The organism is Streptococcus oralis (genome assembly GCF_001075875.1).
GTDB lineage: Bacteria > Bacillota > Bacilli > Lactobacillales > Streptococcaceae > Streptococcus > Streptococcus oralis_I.
The window spans coordinates 1-23,119 of the sequence record NZ_JUOS01000036.1; the positions used below are offsets into that span (position 1 = coordinate 1).

The window sequence follows — 23,119 nt, forward strand, 5'->3', positions numbered from 1 at the left end:
CTTTGAGCAACCTGCGGCTAGTTTCCTAGTTTGCTCTTTGATTTTCATTGAGTATAAAATAAAAGACTAGCCCTAGTAGTAAAAAAACTAGCATCTCACAAACAGATGCTAGTCTTATCTATAAATGGTAATATCAATCTTACATTATTTATCAAAATACTTCTTAGTCTCAGCAATAACAACTGGCGACAAGGCTAAGAGTGCAATCAAGTTTGGTAGAGCCATGAGGGCATTAACAATATCCGCAATGACCCAGACCATATCCAGCTCGATAAATCCTCCCAGCAAGACCATGAGTACAAAGAGCACACGATAAAGCCAGATAAAGCGAACGCCAAAAAGAAATTCAAAACAACGCTCTCCGTAATAGTTCCATCCCAAAATCGTAGTAAAGGCAAAGAGTACCAAGAAGATTGTTAGAAGAGCAGGTCCAAAGAAAGAAAATACTGTAGAAAAAGCTGACTGAGTAAGGGCAACCCCGTCTAAATTACCATTCCAAACCCCAGTCACCAAGATTGTCAAACCAGTCAGGGTACAGATAATCAAGGTATCAATAAAGGTTCCTGTCATAGAAATCAAACCTTGCTCCACCGGTTCATTGGTCTTAGCTGCCGCAGCCGCAATGGGAGCTGAACCCAATCCAGACTCGTTTGAGAAGACACCACGCGCCACACCATTTTGAATAGCCATCCGAACACTCGCTCCTGCAAATCCTCCCACTGCAGCTATGGGACTAAAAGCTGATGTGAGAACCAGTGAAAGTGTTGCCGGTACTTTATCGATATTAAAGAAAATGACTGTCAAGGTTCCCAAGATGTAGACAATAGCCATAAAGGGAACAACTGTAGTTGACACCTTAGAAATAGACTTAAGTCCACCAAAGACTGCAATCCCTACAAAAATAGATAAAACAAGTGCAGTAATTGTCGGATCAATACTAGCCGTATTTTGAACGGATTCTGTAATAGAATTCACTTGAGTAAAAGTACCGATTCCCAAAAGTGCAACTAGTACTCCAGCAACAGCAAAGAAGATTGCAAGAGGGCGCCATTTTTCGCCCATCCCTAGAAGGATATAATGCATCGGTCCTCCTGCTACCGCACCATGGTCATCCTTGGTTCGATATTTAATAGCAAGTAGTCCTTCTGCATACTTGGTTGCCATTCCAAAGAAAGCAGCCACCCACATCCAAAAAAGAGCACCTGGTCCACCAACCTTGATAGCCGTTGCAACCCCGATAATATTTCCTGTACCAACAGTTGCTGCTAGGGCTGTACATAGTGCAGCAAAGCTAGATACATCTCCATGCCCCTTATCCTTAGTAAAAATAAGCTGGAAGGCCTTAGGGAGACGCAAGATTTGTAAAAGCCCTAAACGAAGAGTCAAGTAAATCCCTGTACCAACCAATAAAATCAAAAGGGGTGGGCCCCATACCAGAGCATCTAGCTCTTTTAGCAAATTTAACATCCTTTTTTCCTATCTATTCAACCCCAAAAGAAAGAGCACATGTTAAAAACATGTACTCTGGAATGCATCGATAAATGCCAAAAATCGCTCTATCATTGCTCTGTCCTTTTACCTGAGAGTTTGAGCAGTTGCCTGCCTTGCCCCTTCGGTGCCTTTACGGTCTCTCCAGAGTTCCGTCCATTTACAGTCATGAAAAATCAAACGATTTTCCACTTCTATTAAACTTCATTCGGTGTTGTATTTAATTTTTATTTATTTTACAAGAAAATTTAGCTCTTGTCAATTGTTTTCGGAAAATTTTATAACAATTTTCTGAAACTCATATTCTAACCTTTAAAAGTTACAATGGTTGCGCCAGATCCGCCTGCATTTTGTGGTGCATAGCCAAAGCTCTTGACCTGTTTATTTCTTTGTAGGTACTTAGTTACCCCTTCACGGATGACACCTGTACCGATACCATGGATGATGTCGACTTGGGCCATATTGTTGAGTAGGGCTTGGTCGATAAAGGCATCCAAGGCTTCCATAGCCTCCTCGTAGCGTTTGCCACGAAGATCTAGTCGAGCCTGTGGGCCTTTGCCTGCTGCACGTTTGACGACGTTTACTTGTTTCTTCTTGACTGGCGCTTCTTTCTGGGCTTGAACCAAATCAAACTCTTTTTCCTCAAGGGTCATCTTAATCAAGCCAACCTGTGCTTCCCAACGACCATCCTTGAGTTGATTGGTCAAGGTACCACGTTGACCATAGCTTAAAACGATAATATCATCTCCAACTTTTGGAGCTCGTTTTTTCTTGGCCTTCTGAAGAACCTTGTTTTTAGAAAGGTCAACTTTTTCAGGAGCTAATTTTTTGAGTTTAGCCTTGGCTTCGATAATTTCATGTGGTTTCAGTTGAGATTTACTGTGAAGATTTTTAAGTATATCATCACTCTCAGCTAGTGCTAAGTCAACAATCTCAGCAGCTTGCTCACGCGCCTTATTGAGTTCAGTTTCTTTCTCACGATTGAGCTCGTTATAAAGTTTTTTAAGGGCACGGTTCATCTTGAGGTTTTCTTGTTCGACTTGGCGAATATTCTCAAGACGTTTTCGGCTTTCAAGTGTTTGTTCTTCCAATTGCTCAATGATGCGATTGACATCATTGTCTTGATTAATCTGCTTGCTGGCATCACCTACGATGACATCTGACAATCCTAGACGTTTGGCAATTTCAAAGGCATTGCTTCGACCTGGAACTCCCTGCATAAAGCGATAGGTTGGGCGCAGGCTAGCTGTATCAAACTCCATACTAGCATTTTGAACATAGGCCGTTTCAATCCCGTAGGCCTTGAGTTCAGGATAGTGAGTGGTTGCCATAGTCTTGACCTGACGCAGACGTAAGTCTTCTAGGATTGACATGGCAAGGGCTGCACCTTCTTGGGGATCTGTTCCTGCTCCAAGCTCATCTAGTAACAAGAGGGAATTTTGGTTAACCTTACCCAGAATATCGACGATGTTGGTCATATGACTAGAGAAGGTTGAGAGACTTTGCTCAATGGACTGCTCGTCTCCGATATCTGCGAATATCTCCTCGAAAATCCCTACACGACTACCCTTATCAGCTAAAATTGGTAGACCAGACTGGGCCATCAACTGGGTCAAACCTAAGGTCTTGAGCATAATGGTCTTACCACCCGTATTAGGACCCGTGATGACGATAGCTGTTAATTCTTTGCCGAAGTGCACATCATTTGCGACTGCATTTTTTACAAGAGGATGACGAACGTGAAGCAGTTGAATCTCCTGTCCCTCAGACACTTGAGGTACTACTGCCTCCGTCTCTTGGATAAAGCGAACCTTAGCACGAATCAGGTCCAAATGTCCAATAATCCATGCATCATTGGCGATTTCAGCTGCATGAGGTCTTACTCTTTCAGAGAGTTCTTGGAGGATACGCATCATCTCATAGCGCTCATCTGCACGAAGACTTGCGATTTCTTCACTTAGCTTGACCACTTCACGTGGTTCGATATAAACAGTGTTCCCACTTGCAGAGATATCATGAACCACACCAGCAATCTTGTTACGATAGGTGTTTTTAACTGGAAGAACTTGGCGACCATTTCTACTTGCGACGATACCTTCTGTCAGCATCTGAGCTTTTTGCTTGAGAAGGTCTTGCAGGACATCGCGGACTTGACTTTCACTATCATGGATTTTTCGACGGATTCGTGCCAAATCCTCACTAGCAAAGCTCTCAATAAATCCAGCTTCGTTGATAGCTTGTAGATTTCCCTGTAAATGTGGAAAATCATGAAGTTTCTCAAACCAACTTGCCAGGTGATCTAAACGTACATTTTCAAGATTGTCATAAAAATTCTGCAATTCACGACTGGCAAAGATGACACGCTTGAGAAGGAGAAATTCCTCGATATTAAGGTCAGCACCCATCTCCAAACGTTTGCAGGTAGCTGCAATATCTTTTGTTGCCGAAATGCTGAAATGAGGATGCTCGACAAAGAGTTCTTGCATCTCCTTCATCTCTGCAAAAGCTTGTCTAATCTTGTCTCCTTTATCAGTTGGAGCAAGTTCTTTCAACTGCTCTAGTCCTTGCTCGGTCAAAAGATGAGGCTCAAATAAAGCCTTGACCTTATTAAATTCTAATGTTTCTAGTATCTTTTTATTCATTTTCTTTTCCTTCGTAATGAGCGAACAATTTTTAAAATTCTCACTCTTTTCAAAAAGGCTCCTAAACTATTGAAATTGTAAACAAAAGGCTAGGAATAGTTCCCGCCCTTTTTATCCGATTATTTTGGTTACCCAGAGTTGTTTAATCATATGAGTAGTGATGGGAACACTCTGGATAATATGTTTAGCTACAAAACTGTTTTCAAGTGAATTTTGAACAATTTGTAAAGGAACAGTCGCAAGAATGGTCAGTATCATCTGGAGGACAAATAAGGTCACAGCCACTGATAAAACTCCTGCACCTATACGGAAATATTGACCCGCTAGCTTTTTAGTCGGTAGAAGATTAAGAAAGAGACCCAGCAACCGACCGAAGCAGTAAAATACCGTAAAGGCTAAGAGATAACCAATCCCTGCATAAAAGACCTTGTCCAGCTGGAAAAGTTGATTCGACGGGAAAAAGAAGGTTCCCTGCCCTTGCTGCGGACTTGCATATGGGATCAACAAATCAAATTGTTTCCCTAAAGATTGATAAAAATTTCCTGCAAGAAGAGCTGAAATCACAGTTGCTACAAAATAGTAAATCTGTAAAACCAAACCTCTACGATAACCGATATAAAAGCTCCATGCAAGAACCAATAAGAGAAGGACGGAAATCATAGGGAATCCTCAATCTTGCTCTGTTCTTGTTTAGTCGCTACAACTTGATGACGGAGGGCGTCTAATTCTTGTTCCTTATCATCAAATTCAATCTCACGACTGAGTTGAGTTGACAAGCTATTGACTGCTAATAAAATAGCGATTGTCTCATCATCCGCTCCAGGCATCTGCTCTTTAATTGCTTCATATTTTTCTGTTGCGACCTTGGCAATTTCCTCCATAAAGAGGTTGTCATGCTCAGTTGTAAGGGTCAATGTTTTTTTCCCGAATGTAAACTTGTATCGATTTAAATTTGCCATAAAATTCACCTCACGATATTATACCAAATTTCACTTAGTTTGTCAGTTTTTACCAATTCTACGGCTTTTATGGTACAATAAGAGTTATGGCAAGTATTACATTAACTCCGAGCGAAAAGGAAATCCAAGCCTTTGTTCAGAAATATGAACAAGCACTGACTCCTAGTAAAAATCCTTATATTCGCTATTTTTTGAAGCTTCCGCAGACAAGTGTTTCCATCTACACATCAGGAAAAGTGCTCTTGCAAGGAGAAGCTGCTGAACGTTACGCCAGCTTTTTTGGTTATCAGGTCAGCCCAGTAGCTAGTGGACAAAACTTTCCGATGATTGGAACTGACGAAGTAGGAAATGGTTCCTACTTTGGTGGTCTGGCTGTAGTAGCATCCTTTGTGACTCCTGACCAGCATGACTTCCTACGAAAATTAGGTGTAGGGGATTCTAAGACTCTGACAGACCAAAAGATTCGTCAGCTTGCTCCTCTGCTTAAGGAAAAAATTCAGCACCAAGCTCTACTGCTTTCTCCAAGCAAGTATAATGAAGTCATCGGTGAGCGCTACAATGCCGTTTCTGTCAAGGTAGCCCTGCACAATCAAGCCATTTTTCTCCTTCTCCAAAAGGGAGTCCAGCCAGAAAAGATTGTGATCGATGCCTTTACTAGTGCCCAAAACTATGAGAAGTACTTAAAAAATGAAGCTAATCACTTTTCTAATCCAGTCAGTCTGGAGGAAAAAGCCGAAGGTAAATACTTGGCTGTCGCTGTTAGCTCAATCATTGCACGTGATCTCTTTCTAGAAAATCTCGAAAATCTGGGTAGAGAACTTGGCTACCAACTTCCAAGTGGGGCTGGAACGGCTTCTGATAAGGTAGCTAGCCAAATCCTTCGTGCCTATGGTATGCAGGGACTCAACTTCTGCGCCAAACTACACTTTAAAAATACTGAAAAAGCAAAAAAAATGCTAGAAAGGTAAATCATGAAATATTTAAAATCATTTTTAAAAGAGTGGGGAGTTATCTTCCTACTTATTACACTAGTAGGTCTTAGCCGTCTCTTTCTCTGGAGCAATGTCCGCGTAGAAGGACATTCTATGGATCCTACCCTGGCAGATGGAGAAATCCTCTTTGTGGTTAAACATCTCCCAATCAATCGTTTTGATATTGTGGTTGCTCATGAAGACGATGGGAACAAGGATATCGTTAAACGGGTCATTGGTATGCCAGGAGATACTATCCGTTACGAAAGCGACAAGCTCTATATCAATGGTCAAGAAACTGATGAGCCCTATTTAGCAGAATACCTTAAGCGTTTCAAGGAAGATAAACTCCAAAGCACTTATACTGGAAGTGGTTGGGATGGTAAAAAGGGCGAATACTTTAGAACTTTAGCCCAAAAGGCTCAGGCATTTACCCTAGATGTTAATTACAACACTAGCTTTACCTTTACTGTCCCAGAAGGAGAATACCTCCTCCTAGGTGATGACCGTCTGGTATCTAGCGACAGTCGACATGTTGGTACCTTTAAGGCAAAAGATATCACTGGAGAAGCCAAATTCCGCTTCTGGCCGCTCAAACGTATCGGAATATTTTAAAAACTAGGAAGAGGCCGAGAATTTTCCATCTCAGCCTCTTCTCATTCTATTTTGACTAAATCTGGGATAAATTTTCTCAGAAACTATTGTAAGGAATTTTATGGAAGTTTATTTTTCAGGCACCATTGAACGCATTATTTTTGAAAATGTCAGCAATTTTTTCCGTATTTTACTTCTAGATATTGAGGATACCAATGCTGAAGACTTTGATGATTATGAAATCATTGTCACAGGTACCATGGCTGATATCATTGAAGGAGAGGAATACACTTTTTGGGGACAAATCGTCCAACACTCAAAATATGGTGAACAACTACAAATGACTCGCTATGAGAGAGCCAAGCCGACTAGTAAGGGCTTGGTCAAGTATTTCTCCAGCAGCCATTTCAAGGGAATTGGACTCAAAACGGCCCAGAAAATTGTGGATATTTACGATGAAAACACTATTGACAAAATCTTAGAAAATCCAGACAAACTCCAGTCTATCTCTGGCCTCTCTGCTAATAATCGTGAAGCCTTTGTCTCAACCCTTCGTCTTAATTACGGAACAGAGATGGTCTTAGCCAAACTAGCTAATTACGGCATTCCAAATAAGCTAGCCTTTCAGGTCCAAGACTTTTACAAGGAAGAAACGCTAGAGATTGTCGAGAACTATCCCTATCAACTGGTCGAGGATATCAAGGGCTTAGGATTTACCATCGCTGACCAATTGGCCCAAGAACTGGGAATTGAAAGCCAGGCTCCTGAGCGCTTCCGTGCGGGTCTTGTCCATAGTCTCTTTCAAGGTTGCATGGAGACAGGAGATACCTATATAGAAGCTAGGGACTTGTTGGAGCAAACCCTCAACCTTCTTGAATCCTCCCGGCCAGTCGAACTAGATCCGAGTCAAGTTGCCCAAGAACTTGCTTATCTGATTGAAGAAGATAAGGTCCAGCAGATTGATACCAAAATCTTTGATAATAGCCTCTTTTTTGCAGAAGAAGGGATTCGCAGTCATCTCATCCGAATCCTCGAAAAAGGTCAAAGTAAAAAACAGGATCTAGAGACTATTCAAGACCATATCACAACTGTTGAGGAAGAACTGGGGATTAAGTATGATAGTATTCAAAAACAGGCCATCTGCGATGCTATCCAAAACAAGATCTTTATACTTACAGGTGGACCTGGTACTGGTAAGACAACTGTTATCAATGGCATTATCGCTGTCTATGCTCTTTTGGAAGGACTGGACCTCAAGAAAAAGAGCAATCTACCCATTCTCCTAGCTGCTCCAACTGGTCGCGCAGCCCGTCGCATGAACGAATTGACAGGTCTACCAAGCGCTACAATTCACCGCCACCTGGGCATGACTGGAGATGACGACACTAGCCATCTGGAAGATTATCTGGATGCTGACTTTATCATCGTGGATGAATTCTCCATGGTAGATACTTGGCTGGCCAACCAGCTCTTCTCCAACATCTCTTCAAACAGTAAAATTCTCATCGTGGGTGATAGCGACCAGCTGCCTTCTGTCAGTCCTGGTCAAGTCCTAGCAGATTTACTCCAGATACCAACCATCCCTCAAACACGTTTGGAAAGAATCTACCGTCAGAGCGAAGAATCAACCATCGTCACTCTTGCAAGTCAGATTCGCCAGGGAATATTACCTGCAGATTTTACCCAGAAAAAAGCAGACCGCTCCTACTTTGAAATCGCTAGTAACCATATCCCTGCTAGCATTGAAAAAATCCTAGGTGCTGCTATCAGAAGTGGCATTCCTGCTCGCGACATTCAAGTTCTTGCCCCTATGTACCGTGGAACTGCTGGTATTGATGCCATCAACCAGCTCATGCAAGACCTCCTTAATCCTCCACAAAAAGACCAGCTTAGCTTTGAAGCTCCTCAGTGTCACTATCGAACAGGAGATAAGGTTATCCACCTAGTTAACGATGCAGAGGTCAATGTCTTTAACGGAGACTTAGGCTATATCACAGACTTGATTCCAGGAAAATACACCGAGTCCAAGCAGGATGAGATTGTCATCGATTTTGATGGTAACGAAGTTTCCTATCCTCGAAATGAATGGTACAAGATTCGCTTAGCCTATGCCATGAGTATCCACAAGTCTCAAGGTAGCGAGTTTCCCGTCGTTATTCTACCTATTACCAGTGCAAGCAAGCGCATGTTAGAGCGTAATCTCATCTACACTGCTATTACTCGGGCCAAAAGCAAGCTGATCCTACTAGGTGAATTACAGGCCTTTGACTATGCAACTCAACATATCGGAACGGCTCGCAAGACCTATCTGATTGAACGTTTCACTGACCTAATGGAGAATGCCGAGGAAACAAACCAACTTGCTACCGATATTACAACTTCAACAGATTCTGAACAATCCTATATTCTAACCGAGGACAACTGGTCTAATATCCCAGCCATGATTGGGATTACTGAAGAAGACCTGCAGGAATTTTTCGGAAAATAAAGTACAAGAAAACCCACCGAATCAGGTGGGCTTTTATCTTGTATAGATTATTTTACTGTTGCAGTGCTTGTGATCAATTCAACAGCTTTTTTCACTGCGATATCGTGTTTCAACATTTCAGCTGAAAGCAAGCTTTGTACTTGTGCCACTTCCATGTTGTAGTCTGCAGCCAACTGCTCGATTTCTTTTTGGATTTCTTCTTCTGAAGCGTCAAATCCTTCAGCTTTCGCAACTGCTTCGATAACAAGGTTAGTCTTCGTACGTGACTCAGCTTCTGCTTCGTATTGTTTGTGAAGGTCTTCTTGAGTAGTTCCAGTGATTTGGAAGTACATGTCAGGGTTGATACCTTGACGTTGCAAGTTTCCAAGGAATTCATTTACTGAACGGTGAACTTCTTCGTGGATCATTTCTTCTGGAAGTTCTACGATTTCAGCATTTTCAACTGCTTTATCGATTGCTGCACCTTCAACTGCATCCTTGTATGCTTCTTCTTTAGCAGCAGCCAATTCGTTGCGGTATTTTTCTTTCAATTCAGCAAGTGTTTCAACTTCTTCGTCGATGTCTTTTGCAAGTTCATCGTCAAGAGCTGGAACTTCTTTAGCTTTTACTTCGTGGATAGTTGTCACGAATTTAGCTTCTTTACCTGCAAGGTCTTCTGCTTGATAGTCTTCTGGGAATGTTACAACAACATCAACAGTTTCGCCAGCTGAGTGACCTACCAATTGATCTTCGAAACCAGGGATGAATTGACCTGAACCAAGTCCAAGTGAGAAGTTTTCACCTTTTCCACCGTCAAATTCAACACCGTCAATAGAACCAACAAAGTCGATAACAACAGTGTCGCCGTTTTCAGCAGCAGCTTCTTTGATCACCAATTCAGCCAAGTTGTTGCGTTCGCGTTCGATACGCTCTTCAACGTCAGCATCAGTTACTTCTTTTTCTACATCAACTGATACTTCAAGGTTTTTGTAGTCACCCAATTTAACTTCTGGTTTTGTAACAACTTCAGCAGTGATAACCCAGTCTTGACCTTTTTCCATTGAAGTTACGTCAATTTTTGGTTGTGCAACGACTTCAAGACCAGCTTCTTTTACAGCTGCTTCATAAGCGTTTGGCAAAAGAGCGTTCACAACGTCTTGGTAAAGTGACTCTTCACCAAATTTTTGGTCGAAGATAGGACGTGGAAGATGACCTTTACGGAAACCAGGAACATTAAGAGATTTCTTTACTGAGTTAAATACACGATCCAATTCTGGTTTGATTTGGTCTTGAGAGATAGTGAAAGTCAAGACACCACGGTTTGTTTCTTTGTTTTCAAATGATACAGACATTCTGTCATTTCTCCTTAAAATTTTTTAATACAGTCCATTATACCATATAGTAACGACTTTTTTCAAGTCAGAAATGAGTTTTCAGGACTGCTTGAGATACTTGCTAATTCTAAATCACTGTTTTATGGCTAGATGTATCCGATTTATCAAGAAAAAGTATTAAAAACTAATTTCAAAGAAAAAATCACCTTTGAAACTGAGAAATACGATTTCACTCCAAAAGATTCATCTAGAAATCCTCATGCCCTACTAAGTGATGCTGAAAGGCATATACTGCTGCCTGGGTGCGGTCACTAACCTGAAGCTTTGATAAAATGTTGGATACATGGGTTTTAACTGTCTTAAGGGAAATGAACAATTCATCTGCGATACGCTGATTTTCATAGCCCTTAGCGATTAGTTGAAGGACATCGCGTTCACGAGCTGTCAGATCTTCATGTAGTTCAATATGATTGCGGTTATATTCTACCTTCTTACTTACCTCTTGTTCAATTGCAAGTTCACCGGCTGCTACCTTACGAACAGAGTGTAACAATTCATCTGCACTGGACGTCTTGAGCATATAACCTCTAGCTCCAGCATTCAAGACCGGCATGATTTTTTCATTGTCTAGGTAAGAGGTCACGATTAATATTTTAGCTTCTGGCCATTCTTTGAGAATAGCTAGTGTTGCATCAATCCCATTGACTTCAGGCATAACAATATCCATGACAATCACATCTGGACGAAGCTCCAAGGCCATAGAAATTCCTTCCGCACCATTGGTTGCTTCTCCTACAACCTCTACATCATCTTGTAATTCAAAATAACTTTTTAAACCCAGACGCACCATTTGGTGGTCATCTACTAATAATAGTTTCATTTCATTTCCTTTTGTTAGTCACTCAAGCAAGGGAATGCGGATATCCACTGCCAAACCCTGCTTAGGAGCCGTCATCAATTGTACTGTCCCAGCCATATCTTCCACTCGTTCTTTGACATTGCGTAGACCATAGCTTAGTTCATCAACATCATCTAGCTGAAAACCACGACCATTGTCTACTACCTTCAACTGCAAACCTGTTTCCGTTTGATAAAGGTAAACATCTAGACATGAAGCTTGGGCATGACGAAGTGTATTACTAATCAATTCTTGTACAATCCGAAAAATATGTTCTTCAATCTTTTTAGGTAGTGCAGTTACCTGATATTTAAAGCTTACCTTCAATTCACTTTTTTCTTCTAGCTCTTTGAGGAGTAACTGAATACCCTCCACCAAGCTTTTTTGTTCCAGTTCAATTGGTCGTAAATGCAAAAGAAGAATGCGCAAGTCTCTTTGAGCTGTCTCTAAAATGGAAGTCACGCTTTGGAGTTGTGTTTGCATCTTCTCTCTGTCTAATTTGAAAGCTTGTTGACTGAGCCCCGATAAAATCATATGAGCAGCAAAAATTTCTTGGCTAACTGTATCATGCAAGTCACGCGCGATTCGCTTTCGCTCCTTTTCAACAATTTCTTCTTCTTTGACCAAGACCTGATTGTCCGCTTTTTGAATAGCTTCGGTCAACAAACCAAGCTTGCCTGATAAGTTTTTAAAACTTGCATCTAAGTCAGCATCCCCAAGAATTTTAATATCTTTGCCAGCCAACAGATTCTTAAGATTTGTTTGGATTTTTCTACGTGAAATCTCGTCAACCATTGTCCAAAACAAGACCAATAAAAAGGCTAGAGCAAGACTAAACATCAAAGCCAGAAATAGGATTTTTTCTGTCTTCTCTATATCCTGGAAAAGAGAAGTCCATTCCAAATCTAAAACTTTAAAAATGCTTCGAAATAAAAAAGCGACAAAGAGAAAAGAGGTGAGACCAATTAAAATATAGGGTTGTTTTTTCATCCGCGCACCACCTCAACATCTCCAACCATGGTTGTTAAGAAAATCTTTATACTCTTAGGACTCTTGAGATAATCTCTGGTTTCTTGGTGAAATTGCTCATTGCGCAAAGCACGTTTAGGCTGGTCAAAAAAGGTTAAATCTCCGTACAGAGAATTAACACTAAGGCTGACTTCTACATCCACTGGTACAATAATTCTAGTCGTACCGACCAGTTTTCTCAAGATGATGACATTATCATGATTGCTCAAAATCACGTGCTCTAGATGAATGGTGTCTTTCCCCATTAGACGAAAAAGGTTGATATCATCAAAGCGGCAAGTCTGGTAGCTTGAGAAGTGGTGTAGATTCCCAAACCAGCGATTTTTCTCCCTCTTCACCGTCACTACTTCTTCAAAAAACAGATTGGTGTCTTCTCTTTCCTGATTCATCATAGGATAAAGCAAGAAGAGACTATAAATCAAAGCCACAAAGATAGCTAAAATGACAAAGGGATTGAGCATGATGATAAAGAAAAATAGGATGCTCACTGCCACTAATATGAGGTTATTGCCCTGTCTTCCAGTATAGTATCGAATCAGCAGTAAAAACAAGAGTAAGATTAACAGAAAACGGGAAAAATGCTCTGATACCATCATAATCAGAGCTCCTGTCAATAAACAAGCTTCAATAAATAGAAAAATTTGAAATTTTCGCATGTAACCGTCCTCTCTATTTTATTGTATCACAAAACCAAAAAGTCACATCAGTCTGAGGAATGATAAAAGGATCGGGATAAAAATCCCGATCTCTTTCCTTACATTTGATCTTTTGCTTCTTTTAATTTTCCATATAAGAGATAGTCGACCTGCTGCAAATCCTTAATCCTTGCACAATTAAGGGCACACATAATCAAGCGTAGGTCTTCCTTCCAGCTTTCAACAATGGAAATAACGACATCAACAGAATAATTTTCAACCAGCTCTAACATAGTGCGTGATAGACCAACTGCCTTGGCTCCAAAGACCAGGCATTTGATGATGTCTAGTGGATTGCGCACTCCTCCACTCACCAAAAGCTCCATCTTATCTTTCCAGTCTTGGGCATTCAGAAGTGCTTGCATAGTTGATTGACCCCAGTCATTTAGGTAGTCACGCTGTCCACTCCGACGGTTTTCAATATAAGCAAAGCTAGTTCCCCCACGGCCTGACAAATCCACCGTTCTTATTCCCATCTCATAAGCCTTAGCAATGGTCTTCACATCCATACCAAAACCGACTTCTTTTAAAACAAGGGGAACCGTGATTTGCTTAGCATAATCTTTCAGATTATTTTGCCACAATCTAAATTGACGTTCACCCTCTGGCATAAGCAATTCCTGCATGACATTAACATGAACTTGCAAGAGAAGGGGATTCATCTCTTTGAGCGTTTGTAATCCTAGTTCAACAGGCTTATCTAAGCCAATATTTGTTCCAAGAAGGAGGTCAGGATGATTTGACTTCACGGAAAAAGAATCATCTGATGGATTCTTTAGGGCAGCGCTGTAGGAACCTGTCACAAATAAAATTCCACAGGCCTCTGCCACCTGAGCCAATTTTTGATTAATTTCTCTGCCCTTGTCACTCCCACCTGTCATGGCGTTAATATAAAAAGGAAAATCCCATTTGCGCCCTGCAAATTCTGTCGAAAGATCAATCTCATCCAAGTCATATAAGGGTAGCGAAGAATGAATCAATTCAACTTCATCAAAACTATTATAAGAACTTTTTTGTTCAAGGGCATAGCGGATGTGTTCATCCTTCCGATTTGTCGTCATGTCCTATCCTTTCTTGATACAAGAGCTCAATTCCTAGATCAGCCCAGCGTTTTTTCAGTAATGTGGTCGAATCTTGGTCAAAACTGAGAGCTATCCCACAGTCTCCACCACCAGCACCACTACTTTTTGCGACAGCTATTAAGTCTCTGCTTGCATCTTTTAATTGTCTGAGAGAAGGGGTGTAAATATCTGAACTCAAACCTTCTAAAAGTTGGCTGGCCTGTTCTAACAAGGCAATAATGGTTTCTTCTTGACCTGTCTGCAAAGCCTTTACCAAGTTAGCTACTGTTTCTTTTGAAGCCTGCAAGAAGCTAGCGTTCATATTATTCTTGATTTGCTTGACCATATGACTAGATACAGCCACTTCCTTGGTCCAACCAACCAGAAAGTCAAATTTCAAGGCCGGTTCCACGCTCCTAATAGAAAAGCCCCAATCACGATCTAATACAGTCTGCAAGTCTTCCTTTTCTAGCCAATGTGCCACTTTCTCACGATCAAATGACTGGTAGAGGACCAAGTCTTCTGAAACGATACAGGCAATGTCCCCCATGGAGCCATTGTCCCCACGTTTAAGAAGTACTGCACTCGCTAATTTAAACAAGAGTTCTCTTTCAGCTGGTCTTCCATAAAAAGCTAGCATGGCCTTGATGACCAAAACAACTACACTACCACTAGAACCCAGACCAAATTTCTTGCCTTCACGCTCCATTTTCCCGCGAATGTCTATAGAAAAAGGTTGCAGTTTAACTCCTTGAACAGTCAAGTATTCCTCTACCAAGGTAACTGTTTCTTGAATCAAGGCATATGAAGAATCTGGTCGCATGTCCACACTATAGGTAAACATATCTGAGTAAAGGCGATAATCATCAGACGCTGTAATCTCAGCCGTCATATAGATAGGAATAGCCTTGATTAAGGCTAATTGACCTGGCTCTAAAATAGCATACTCACCAGCCCAATACAACTTCCCACAAGTCTTAACAAGCGTCATCTTGGCTCAAGTCCTTTGTCTTTGATACAATCAAGCGATAGCGCTGACCTAAGAGTTCTGAGAGATGTTCTAAGTCTTTTTCTAGACAAAGAACCTTGACATTAGGGCCCGCATCCATAGTAAAATAGCAAGCTGCCCCTTGTTTGCGTAGTTGGCGGACGAAATCCATAGCTTCATAACTAGCATCTGTCAGATAAGAGAATGATGGAGTGGCTGTCTTTGTCGTAGCATGCATAGCCAACGCGTTCTTCTCTGTCAATTCTCCAACTTTTTTAAAGGCGTTCTCCTTGAGATAGACCAACATATCCTTGTAGTCCTGTTCAGATTGACGAATCCACTCATCAAAAGTCGTAGAAGTCTCCACACAGAGCTTCATCCCATCTCGACTGGAAATTGGTTTTTTCTGGTCTTCCAAAACCAACATAATCATAGCTAGTTTTAAGTCAGTTTCGACAGGATAAATCTCTCCACTATCCTTGTCCCAGGCTGCTAAGGGGCCATAAAAACTACGAGATGAAGAACCCGATGCAAACTTAGCTTCCAAGGCTAATTCTCTACGATTCAGCCCCAGTTGGAAATAAGCGTTACAAGCTTTGACCAAGGCAGATAAACCACTAGAACTTGAAGAAAGGCCTGCTGCTGTTGGCATATTGTTCTTCGTATCGATACGAACAAAACCTGCTCCTTCAGGGCGATAGCGATCAATGATTTTACGCATCTTGGCATGCTCTGCTTCATTTTGCAATTGTTCATTGATATAAAATTCATCTGCCTTTGCATCTGCTGGTAAAGGAGATAAGGTTGTTTCAGTAAACATATTTTCTAGAGTTAACGAGATACTGCTAGTCGCAGGAACCATCTCTTTTTCTGCTTTCTTCCCCCAATATTTGATAATGGCAATATTGGCATAGGAACGTACTGTTACAGGCTTTCGATCCATGTCTGAACAGCTCCTTTCTCTTCTAATCTTTCTGCTAAATCTTGTGCTTGGCAATCGTCAGCTACCAAAGCAATGATGCAACCACCTAGACCACCACCACTCATCTTGGCACCTAAAGCGCCATGTTGAAGAGCAGTTTCAACCAAGACATCTGCCTCAGGACTACTAACCCCAATCTCTTTTAGATTTCCATGTGCTTTTGTTAAAATCTCTCCCAGCTTCACGGCATCTTTTGTCTTTATAGCTTCTTCTGCCTGCTGGGTCAACTTTCCTAGTGCATACAAGAAAGGTAAAGCTTCCTTGCCTTTACTCTCTACAACTTGGATAGCTTCCCGAGTATGTCCATAGACTCCTGTATCTGCAATGACCAGATAAGCCGACAAATCCATGGCTAGTTCTTCAAAACCAACATTCTTAATAAATTGAATAGGCTGGTCACTAAGACAAGTCTTGGCATCCAATCCACTAGGATTCATATGGGCAATCATCTCTGCTCTATTAACTAGAATCTCTAAAACATCATGCGGAAGTTCTGCTTCAAAATAATCAAACACTGCGCGAATGGCAGCAATGCTAATGGCTGCCGAAGAACCCATCCCACGTTTTTCTGGAATAGCCGAGTCAATTTGACAACGAATGCAAGCATCTTTGATATTTAGATACTCGAGAGAAGCATACACAGCCATAGACAAGGTATCCTCTTCAAACAGGCGCCATGGTGTCGCTGCTGGAACTACCCTACAAGTCACTTCAACCTCTAAAAGAGGCAAAGAAATGGCTGGGTAGCCATAAACTACTGCATGCTCTCCGATTAAGATAATTTTACTATGTGCCTGACCGACACCAACTTCTTTTGTCATTTAATCCTACTATCAGATGAAAATCATCTGTTTCTAGATAAAATTTTAGAACTTTATTCCTTTCTATTTTATTATATTTTCACAAAAAAAGCGATTGTTTCCTTTCACAATCGCTTGTTTTCATTACTGTACCAACTCGCCATTATAATTAACGTAGTAGCCACCTACTGTAGTATTCACAGCTAAGGCACCTGAACTATAAGCATAGTACCATTTACCATTAGCTTGGAACCAACCTGTCACCATAGCTCCTGACGAACGGAGGTAATACCAAGTATTATCGACATAAATCCAGCCAGTTTTCATATCACCATTTTGAGCATCTAGGTAATACCAAGTTGAACCATCTAGATACCAGCCTGTCGCCATAGCACCTGATGAACGGAGATAATACCACTTATTACCAAGATACTGCCAACCAGTTTGCATTGCAGCAGTTGTTGGATCAAGATAGTACCAAGTTGAATCATCGTTTATCCAGCCACGTGCGAGCTCCCCAACAGTCAATCTGTTGATGCGAGAATCAAAGCCACCATCCTTCTGTAAATAATACCAGTGCCCCTCATCATGAACCCAACCGGTTTTTAAGGTGTGATAACTTCTTTGGTCTTTAAAATAGTAGACTCGTTTCTCTGCTGGACTATCATATTGTTCCCCATGATGTTTGTTGGTATTTGTAGCAGTTTTTGCTTCTAAAACTTGCTTACCAACAAATTCTTGTAGTACCCCATCTTGACCAAAGTAAAACCAATCTGGTCTAAAAGCAACATCTTGCCTTGGACCAGAGCCAATCGTAACTCCTTTGTGTGGAGCAGGTATATATTGCCAGCCGACAACCATCTCTCCAGATAAAGGATCAAAATAATAGTACTTACCATCAATCACTCGCCAGTAGGTTTCTTTGAGTTCGCCTTTCTTGTAGTAGGTTCTACCATTTTCTTGGACAAATTGCCAGCCTTCTGAATCAGCATCATCCGCCAATACTACACTTGTCGCTAGCAAACCGAAGAAGAAGACTGCTAGACCGACTTGCGTCAATTTTTTCAAAAATTTCATTCTTTTATCCTCCAAAATGATTATAGCAAATGTCTTTGTTTTTTGTCAATATATTAAATCCAAACCAACAAGAATATACTCAAAATTTTCTTTGAACTTGGAGATAAGATGACCCATTTGTTTAAAAATAAACTGATAGACAGTACAGACCTAGCTTCATAAAATTTTCGATGAAGATGATCGTTTAGTTAAAGATCAAGAAAAGCAGTTACACAACTGCAACTGCTTTCTATTCCTGCATGGTATAACCAACACCACGCACTGTTTTGATGTAGCTCTTTTGACCTTTGACATCAATCTTGCTCCGTAGATATCGGATATAGACATCTACGATATTGGTCTCTGTAGCACTTTCATACTTCCAGACACTCTCTAGCAATTGTTCACGAGTTAAGACTTTCTTACTGCCCATGAGTGTAGCTAAGAGGTCATATTCACGACGAGTGAGAGCAATCATTTCATCGCCACGATAGACTGTATGGTGTTCAACATCCATACGCAGATTACGATAAGCTGTCGGAACTTTCATCTGACTACAGTGTTGGTCGATGAAATCTCGACCTCGGAAGATAGCTGAAATACGACTGACCAAATCATCAATAATGATAGGTTTATAGATATATGAAACAGCGAAACGCTGGATTGTTTCAAGTTGGTCTTGCAATTCTTCTCGATGGTCCAAGATCATGATCACCGCAGCTGGCTTGGTTCGACTCAACTTATCTGCAAAATCCTGGGCTGTCATATCCCCTAGATGAGCATTCAGTAAAATCAAGTCATAGTCTGTCTGAAGAGCCATGGAGAGGGCCTTTTGTCCCTCTTCTACCTGATCAACTCGGTATTGCTCTTTTTGGAGTTCCAGACTTAAAAAATGAGCTAGATTTCTTTCTTTCTCAAGTAATAAAATCCGTTTCCCCATGGCTGACCTACTTATTTTTCGTCATACCAAGAGTAGTGGAAGGTTCCTTCTTTGTCTTTACGTTGGTAAGTGTGGGCACCAAAGTAGTCACGTTGTGCTTGGATCAAATTAGCTGGAAGATCAGATGAACGGTAGCTATCAAAGTAAGTAATAGCTGCTGAGAATGTTGGTACTGGTACTCCAGCTTGAACAGCAAGAGCTACAATATCACGAACTGATTGTTGGTACTTAGCTGTTACGTCCAAGAAGTACTCATCCAAAAGAAGGTTAGCAAGATCTGCATCACGGTTGTAAGCATCTGTGATCTTTTGCAAGAAACGTGAACGGATGATACATCCATCACGCCAGATAGATGCGATGTCCGCAAATGGCAAGTTCCAGTTGTTTTCTTTAGAAGCTACACGCAATTGAGCAAAACCTTGTGCGTATGAGATGATTTTTGAGAAGTAAAGGGCTTGGCGGATTTTTTCAATCAACTCAGCCTTATCTCCTTCAAATTTGAAAGCAGCTGGTTTTGGAAGCACCTTGCTAGCATGTACACGCTCTTCTTTGTAAGTAGAGATGTAACGCGCAAATACTGACTCAGTAATGAGTGACAATGGCACACCAAGGTCAAGCGCTGATTGGCTAGTCCATTTACCAGTTCCTTTGTTACCTGCAGCATCAAGAATGTAGTCTACGATTGGTCCATCTTGACCTTCATCGTCTTTGCGTCCAAGGATATCAGCTGTAATTTCAATCAAGTAGCTGTCCAATTCACCCTTGTTCCACTCAGTAAAGATTTCAGCCATATCTTCTGCAGAAAGACCAAGCAAGTGTTGCATAAGATCGTAGCTTTCTGCGATCAATTGCATATCACCGTACTCGATACCATTGTGGACCATTTTCACATAGTGACCAGCTCCATCAGGACCGATGTATGTCACACATGGTTTTCCATCTTCTGGTGCTTTAGCTGAGATTTCTTCAAGAACATCAGCCACCAAGTCGTAAGCTTCTTTTTGTCCACCAGGCATGATAGAAGGACCTTCGAGGGCACCTTTTTCACCACCAGATACACCAGTACCGATAAAGTTGATACCTGAGTTCGCCAATTCTTCATTACGACGGATGGTATCTTTATAGAAAGTGTTTCCTCCGTCGATCAAAATATCACCTTTATCCAAGTGTGGAAGAAGGGCTTGAATCGTCGCATCTGTACCAGGTCCTGCTTGAACCATAAGCATGATACGACGTGGTTTTTCAATTGAATTTACGAAACTTTCGATATCATAGCTTGGCACGAAGTTTTTATCAGGGTGGCAAGCAATCACATATTCAGTTTTTTCTTTACTACGGTTATAAATAGCAACTGTATAACCACGGGATTCAATATTAAGGGCAAGGTTACGACCCATTACGGCCATACCAACAACACCAAAGTTAGCTTTTGTCATGTGACACTCCTCTTGTTTAATATGTTTTATTTTATCATGTTTATCTGTGAAAAGAAAGAATTTTGTAACAATTTGACTAGTAGTCTAAATCATCCGCATGTCCAGAGCCATTCCCTACAAAGTAACCTGTCTTACAATTAAGGGTAAAGAGATAGGTACCATCTGGTTTATAAAGATTATAGTAGCCATTACCATTAACAATATTCACAGGTTCCAAAATATATTGGTTGCCTGTAATGTAGCCACGCGCACGCGAAGTCTCAAGAATTCGTTCAAGGACACCATTTGCAAAAGTCCAAGCAGGATTACTACTATCACTAACAGCAGCTTGATTGTACGGTACTCGACTGACACTTCTTTGTAGGTTCACACTATTGCTTGCTAGTCCACTATTAAGGATATTATTTGCTGAGGCTGTTTCACCCGCTGAAGTTGATGCATTAGCAGAGCTGCTAGCATTGCTTTCAGTTGCTGAGTTTGACTCTGTTTGACTTGATGAACTTGATTGACTACTGCTAGAGCTTGTAGAACTTGAAAGTTGACTCTTACCGAGACTAATAGCCTTATCTAGCAGTTTATCAATTTCAGTATTCCCAGTCTTAACTTCGGTAAATTTAGCATCTGCCTTTACTTTAGCATTTGTATCTAGAACACCATCTGTAATAGCTGGTGTTTCAAATTGAGCATTAACATCTTGTACTGCCTTGATTTGTGTTTCAAGGCTATCATATTTTGACTTTGCAAGAGTATGTTCTTTAGCACCCTCAAGTTTATCTAATAGCTCTTTAAGCTGACTCAATTGACTAAACTGACTATTTTTTAGGGCAGTTTTATTCTCATCAGTATAAAAAGTGTCATAGAGACTGTTAAATTGATCGAGAATTGCTTGATTGCTTACCAAACCTGCATCAGATGACTGAGACTGAATTTCTTGAGAAGAACGCGTAATTTGACGATAAACGTAGTAGCTACCACCAATAATCAAGACAACAATCGCTAAAAAAGCTGACAAAATGACCCACAGTTTTTTGCGTCGTGGTTCATCCTCTTCTTGAAGAGAGCGAGCTAGAATTGGGGTTTCTTCTTGTGAAGTTTCCTCATTTTCTACCTGTTCAGGTTCAAATACTTCCTCTACAAGATTTTTATCCATAACTAAAGTTTCTTCTAGTGGCGAAGGGAGAACTTCTTCAGTTGCTACTCCCTCTTCTTCAGCAAACTTTTCTGATTCAGAGACTTCTTCTACTGGTTCCACCTCTTCTTCAATCGTCTCTTTAGCTTCTTGGATCAAATCATCTAGACTTTGAAGTTCCTCTTTCTTCGCCTGAATGTTTGTAAATTTATCAGCTTCAATTTCTTCACGGTGTTGTTTAATGTATTTGTCCAAAATCGTATCATCAGGAGTTACTCCTGCTTCGATTTCTTCATTTTTTCGAATAACCTGTCCAACCGTCAAATCCTTAGCTTCCTCAAAATCAAACTGAGGTTCCTGAGATGTTTTCTCAGTTTCTAACAATTCTTCTTTTTTATCCTTCTGATCCATGGCAGCTCCTTTCTAATCTGTCAAATTTCTTTTGACACGTTGACCAAAATATTGATACAAATCAACTTTCAAAGTACCATTATAGAGTTTTCGTTTTTTATCCGCCTGACTACCATATTTACTTTCAAAGGCTTCATCACTTGTCAGAATAAACTTACTCCAAGTTTTGAGTGGTTCAAAAACCTCACCCATTTCAGCATAAAGTTTAGTTACTCCTGCATCATCTGACAAACGTTCACCATATGGTGGGTTAGAGATAATGACTCCATTAATCTTATCCGTACGCAAATCCTGTACGCGCATCTGTTTAAAGAGAATATCTCCAGATACTCCTGCTGCCTGGGCATTGGCTTTGGCAATTTCCACCATACGACCATCGATATCACAACCCATAATATCCAGTTCAATCTCTCGATTTATCTTCTTGCTTGCCTCAGTTCTGACTTCTTGAATCAAGCGGTCACTAACCCAGTTCCACTCTTCAAAGGCAAATGAACGACGCAAACCTGGTGCCATCTTGCGCGCAATCATAGCTGCCTCAATACAGAATGTTCCCGAACCACAGGTTGGATCAATCAAAGGCTTATCAGGGTACCAGTTTGACAGTTGCAAAATCGCAGCTGCCATATTCTCCTTGATTGGAGCACCACCTTTTTCAGTACGGTAACCACGTTTAAAGAGACTTGAACCAGTTGTATCAATCATAACAGTCGCTATATCTTTCAAAATGGAAACTTCAATCTTGAACTCTGGACCATTCTCCATCAGGGGAACACCTTCTGGTCGGGCATAGTGTTTTTGTAGTTTCTTAACGACTGCCTTCTTAGAAATTGCCTGCACACTTGGCTCATTGTGTAATTTTGACTTGACACACTTAGCCTTGGCAATTGGGAAACGAGCTCCTAGCGGAAGATAGTTTTCCCAATCTAAAGCAAAAACACCTTGGAAGAGTTCTTCAAATGTTTTTGCAGGAAAAGTTCCCACAACAATTTTGATTCTATCTGCAGCTCTTAGCCACAGGTTGGTTTGGATAATCGCTTTAACATCACCTTGAAAACGAACACGCCCATTTTCAACTTGACAATCATAACCCAAATCTCTTACTTCACGTCCAACTACAGCTTCCAAACCCGCCGCAGCAGTCGCAATTAAATTAAATGTTGTTTTCATTTCAGTCTTTTATAGACCTTTCTTTATTCACTTTAAAAAATGAGGTTGAGAATATATCTCAGCCCCAAC

20 protein-coding genes and 1 riboswitch are annotated in these 23,119 nt (G+C 40.9%); of the genes, 3 read left to right on the forward strand and 17 right to left on the reverse strand.

Features of this window, described 5'->3' with window-relative positions:
• Window positions 1–144: 144 nt before the first annotated feature.
• From ADM33_RS02400 to zapA, 4 genes are all read right to left on the reverse strand, one after another.
• On the reverse strand, window positions 145–1,467 hold the full coding sequence (locus tag ADM33_RS02400; RefSeq protein WP_049503017.1) for an alanine/glycine:cation symporter family protein: 1,323 nt from the start codon (window positions 1,465–1,467) through the stop codon (window positions 145–147).
• A gap of 90 nt (window positions 1,468–1,557) precedes the next feature.
• Window positions 1,558–1,646: riboswitch (glycine riboswitch) on the reverse strand.
• 147 nt (window positions 1,647–1,793) lie between these two features.
• The gene (locus ADM33_RS02405) at window positions 1,794–4,130 is read right to left on the reverse strand and encodes an endonuclease MutS2 (RefSeq protein ID WP_049503018.1); all 2,337 of its coding nucleotides are present in this window, start codon (window positions 4,128–4,130) and stop codon (window positions 1,794–1,796) included.
• 111 nt (window positions 4,131–4,241) lie between these two features.
• Window positions 4,242–4,790 (reverse strand): CvpA family protein, encoded by a 549-nt coding sequence (locus ADM33_RS02410; protein WP_049503019.1) that lies wholly within the window; start codon window positions 4,788–4,790, stop codon window positions 4,242–4,244.
• Window positions 4,787–5,089: a cell division protein ZapA gene (gene zapA, locus ADM33_RS02415; RefSeq protein ID WP_049503020.1), complete on the reverse strand. Its 303-nt coding sequence runs from the start codon at window positions 5,087–5,089 to the stop codon at window positions 4,787–4,789. The genes ADM33_RS02410 and zapA overlap by 4 nt, the downstream gene beginning before the upstream one ends.
• 86 nt (window positions 5,090–5,175) lie before the next feature.
• Here zapA and rnhC point away from each other — a divergent pair, with 86 nt between their 5' ends.
• The 3 genes from rnhC to ADM33_RS02430 all read left to right on the forward strand — a co-directional run bounded on the left by rnhC (window position 5,176) and on the right by ADM33_RS02430 (window position 9,142).
• The gene (gene rnhC / locus ADM33_RS02420) at window positions 5,176–6,057 is read left to right on the forward strand and encodes a ribonuclease HIII (protein ID WP_049503021.1); all 882 of its coding nucleotides are present in this window, start codon (window positions 5,176–5,178) and stop codon (window positions 6,055–6,057) included.
• Between the two features lie 3 nt (window positions 6,058–6,060).
• A complete protein-coding gene (lepB, locus tag ADM33_RS02425) occupies window positions 6,061–6,675 on the forward strand; it encodes a signal peptidase I (protein WP_049503022.1) in 615 nt (204 codons plus the stop codon).
• 100 nt (window positions 6,676–6,775) lie between these two features.
• Complete coding sequence (locus ADM33_RS02430) at window positions 6,776–9,142, forward strand: ATP-dependent RecD-like DNA helicase (RefSeq protein WP_049503023.1); 2,367 nt, start codon at window positions 6,776–6,778, stop codon at window positions 9,140–9,142.
• Window positions 9,143–9,189: 47 nt separating this feature from the next.
• Here ADM33_RS02430 and tig read toward each other — a convergent pair whose 3' ends face one another.
• From tig to ADM33_RS02495, 13 genes are all read right to left on the reverse strand, one after another.
• Entirely contained in the window at window positions 9,190–10,473 is a 1,284-nt protein-coding gene (gene tig, locus ADM33_RS02435) for a trigger factor (RefSeq protein WP_049503024.1), read from the reverse strand.
• A gap of 229 nt (window positions 10,474–10,702) precedes the next feature.
• Window positions 10,703–11,335 (reverse strand): response regulator, encoded by a 633-nt coding sequence (locus ADM33_RS02440; protein ID WP_049503025.1) that lies wholly within the window; start codon window positions 11,333–11,335, stop codon window positions 10,703–10,705.
• 18 nt (window positions 11,336–11,353) lie between these two features.
• A complete protein-coding gene (locus ADM33_RS02445) occupies window positions 11,354–12,343 on the reverse strand; it encodes a sensor histidine kinase (RefSeq protein ID WP_049503026.1) in 990 nt (329 codons plus the stop codon).
• The gene (gene liaF, locus ADM33_RS02450; RefSeq protein WP_049503027.1) at window positions 12,340–13,038 is read right to left on the reverse strand and encodes a cell wall-active antibiotics response protein LiaF; all 699 of its coding nucleotides are present in this window, start codon (window positions 13,036–13,038) and stop codon (window positions 12,340–12,342) included. The genes ADM33_RS02445 and liaF overlap by 4 nt, the downstream gene beginning before the upstream one ends.
• 98 nt (window positions 13,039–13,136) lie before the next feature.
• Window positions 13,137–14,138, reverse strand: a complete 1,002-nt coding sequence (gene fni, locus ADM33_RS02455) for a type 2 isopentenyl-diphosphate Delta-isomerase (protein WP_049503028.1) — start codon at window positions 14,136–14,138, stop codon at window positions 13,137–13,139.
• Window positions 14,116–15,129, reverse strand: coding sequence for a phosphomevalonate kinase (locus ADM33_RS02460; protein WP_049503029.1), 1,014 nt, complete (start codon window positions 15,127–15,129; stop codon window positions 14,116–14,118). The genes fni and ADM33_RS02460 overlap by 23 nt, the downstream gene beginning before the upstream one ends.
• Window positions 15,116–16,069 carry a diphosphomevalonate decarboxylase gene (mvaD, locus tag ADM33_RS02465; RefSeq protein ID WP_049503030.1) on the reverse strand — a complete coding sequence of 318 codons (954 nt, stop codon included), beginning with the start codon at window positions 16,067–16,069 and terminating at the stop codon, window positions 15,116–15,118. Before mvaD ends, ADM33_RS02460 begins: the two co-directional genes overlap by 14 nt.
• Window positions 16,051–16,929, reverse strand: coding sequence for a mevalonate kinase (mvk, locus tag ADM33_RS02470; RefSeq protein WP_049503031.1), 879 nt, complete (start codon window positions 16,927–16,929; stop codon window positions 16,051–16,053). The genes mvaD and mvk overlap by 19 nt, the downstream gene beginning before the upstream one ends.
• Before the next feature lie 123 nt (window positions 16,930–17,052).
• Window positions 17,053–17,985 (reverse strand): N-acetylmuramoyl-L-alanine amidase family protein, encoded by a 933-nt coding sequence (locus ADM33_RS02475; RefSeq protein ID WP_049503032.1) that lies wholly within the window; start codon window positions 17,983–17,985, stop codon window positions 17,053–17,055.
• A gap of 229 nt (window positions 17,986–18,214) precedes the next feature.
• The gene (locus ADM33_RS02480; protein WP_000518023.1) at window positions 18,215–18,904 is read right to left on the reverse strand and encodes a response regulator transcription factor; all 690 of its coding nucleotides are present in this window, start codon (window positions 18,902–18,904) and stop codon (window positions 18,215–18,217) included.
• Between the two features lie 11 nt (window positions 18,905–18,915).
• On the reverse strand, window positions 18,916–20,340 hold the full coding sequence (gene gndA, locus ADM33_RS02485) for an NADP-dependent phosphogluconate dehydrogenase (RefSeq protein ID WP_049503033.1): 1,425 nt from the start codon (window positions 20,338–20,340) through the stop codon (window positions 18,916–18,918).
• A 76-nt stretch (window positions 20,341–20,416) separates the two neighbouring features.
• On the reverse strand, window positions 20,417–21,880 hold the full coding sequence (gene mapZ / locus ADM33_RS02490) for a cell division site-positioning protein MapZ (protein ID WP_049503034.1): 1,464 nt from the start codon (window positions 21,878–21,880) through the stop codon (window positions 20,417–20,419).
• 12 nt (window positions 21,881–21,892) lie between these two features.
• On the reverse strand, window positions 21,893–23,050 hold the full coding sequence (locus ADM33_RS02495) for a THUMP domain-containing class I SAM-dependent RNA methyltransferase (protein WP_049503035.1): 1,158 nt from the start codon (window positions 23,048–23,050) through the stop codon (window positions 21,893–21,895).
• Window positions 23,051–23,119: the final 69 nt, after the last annotated feature.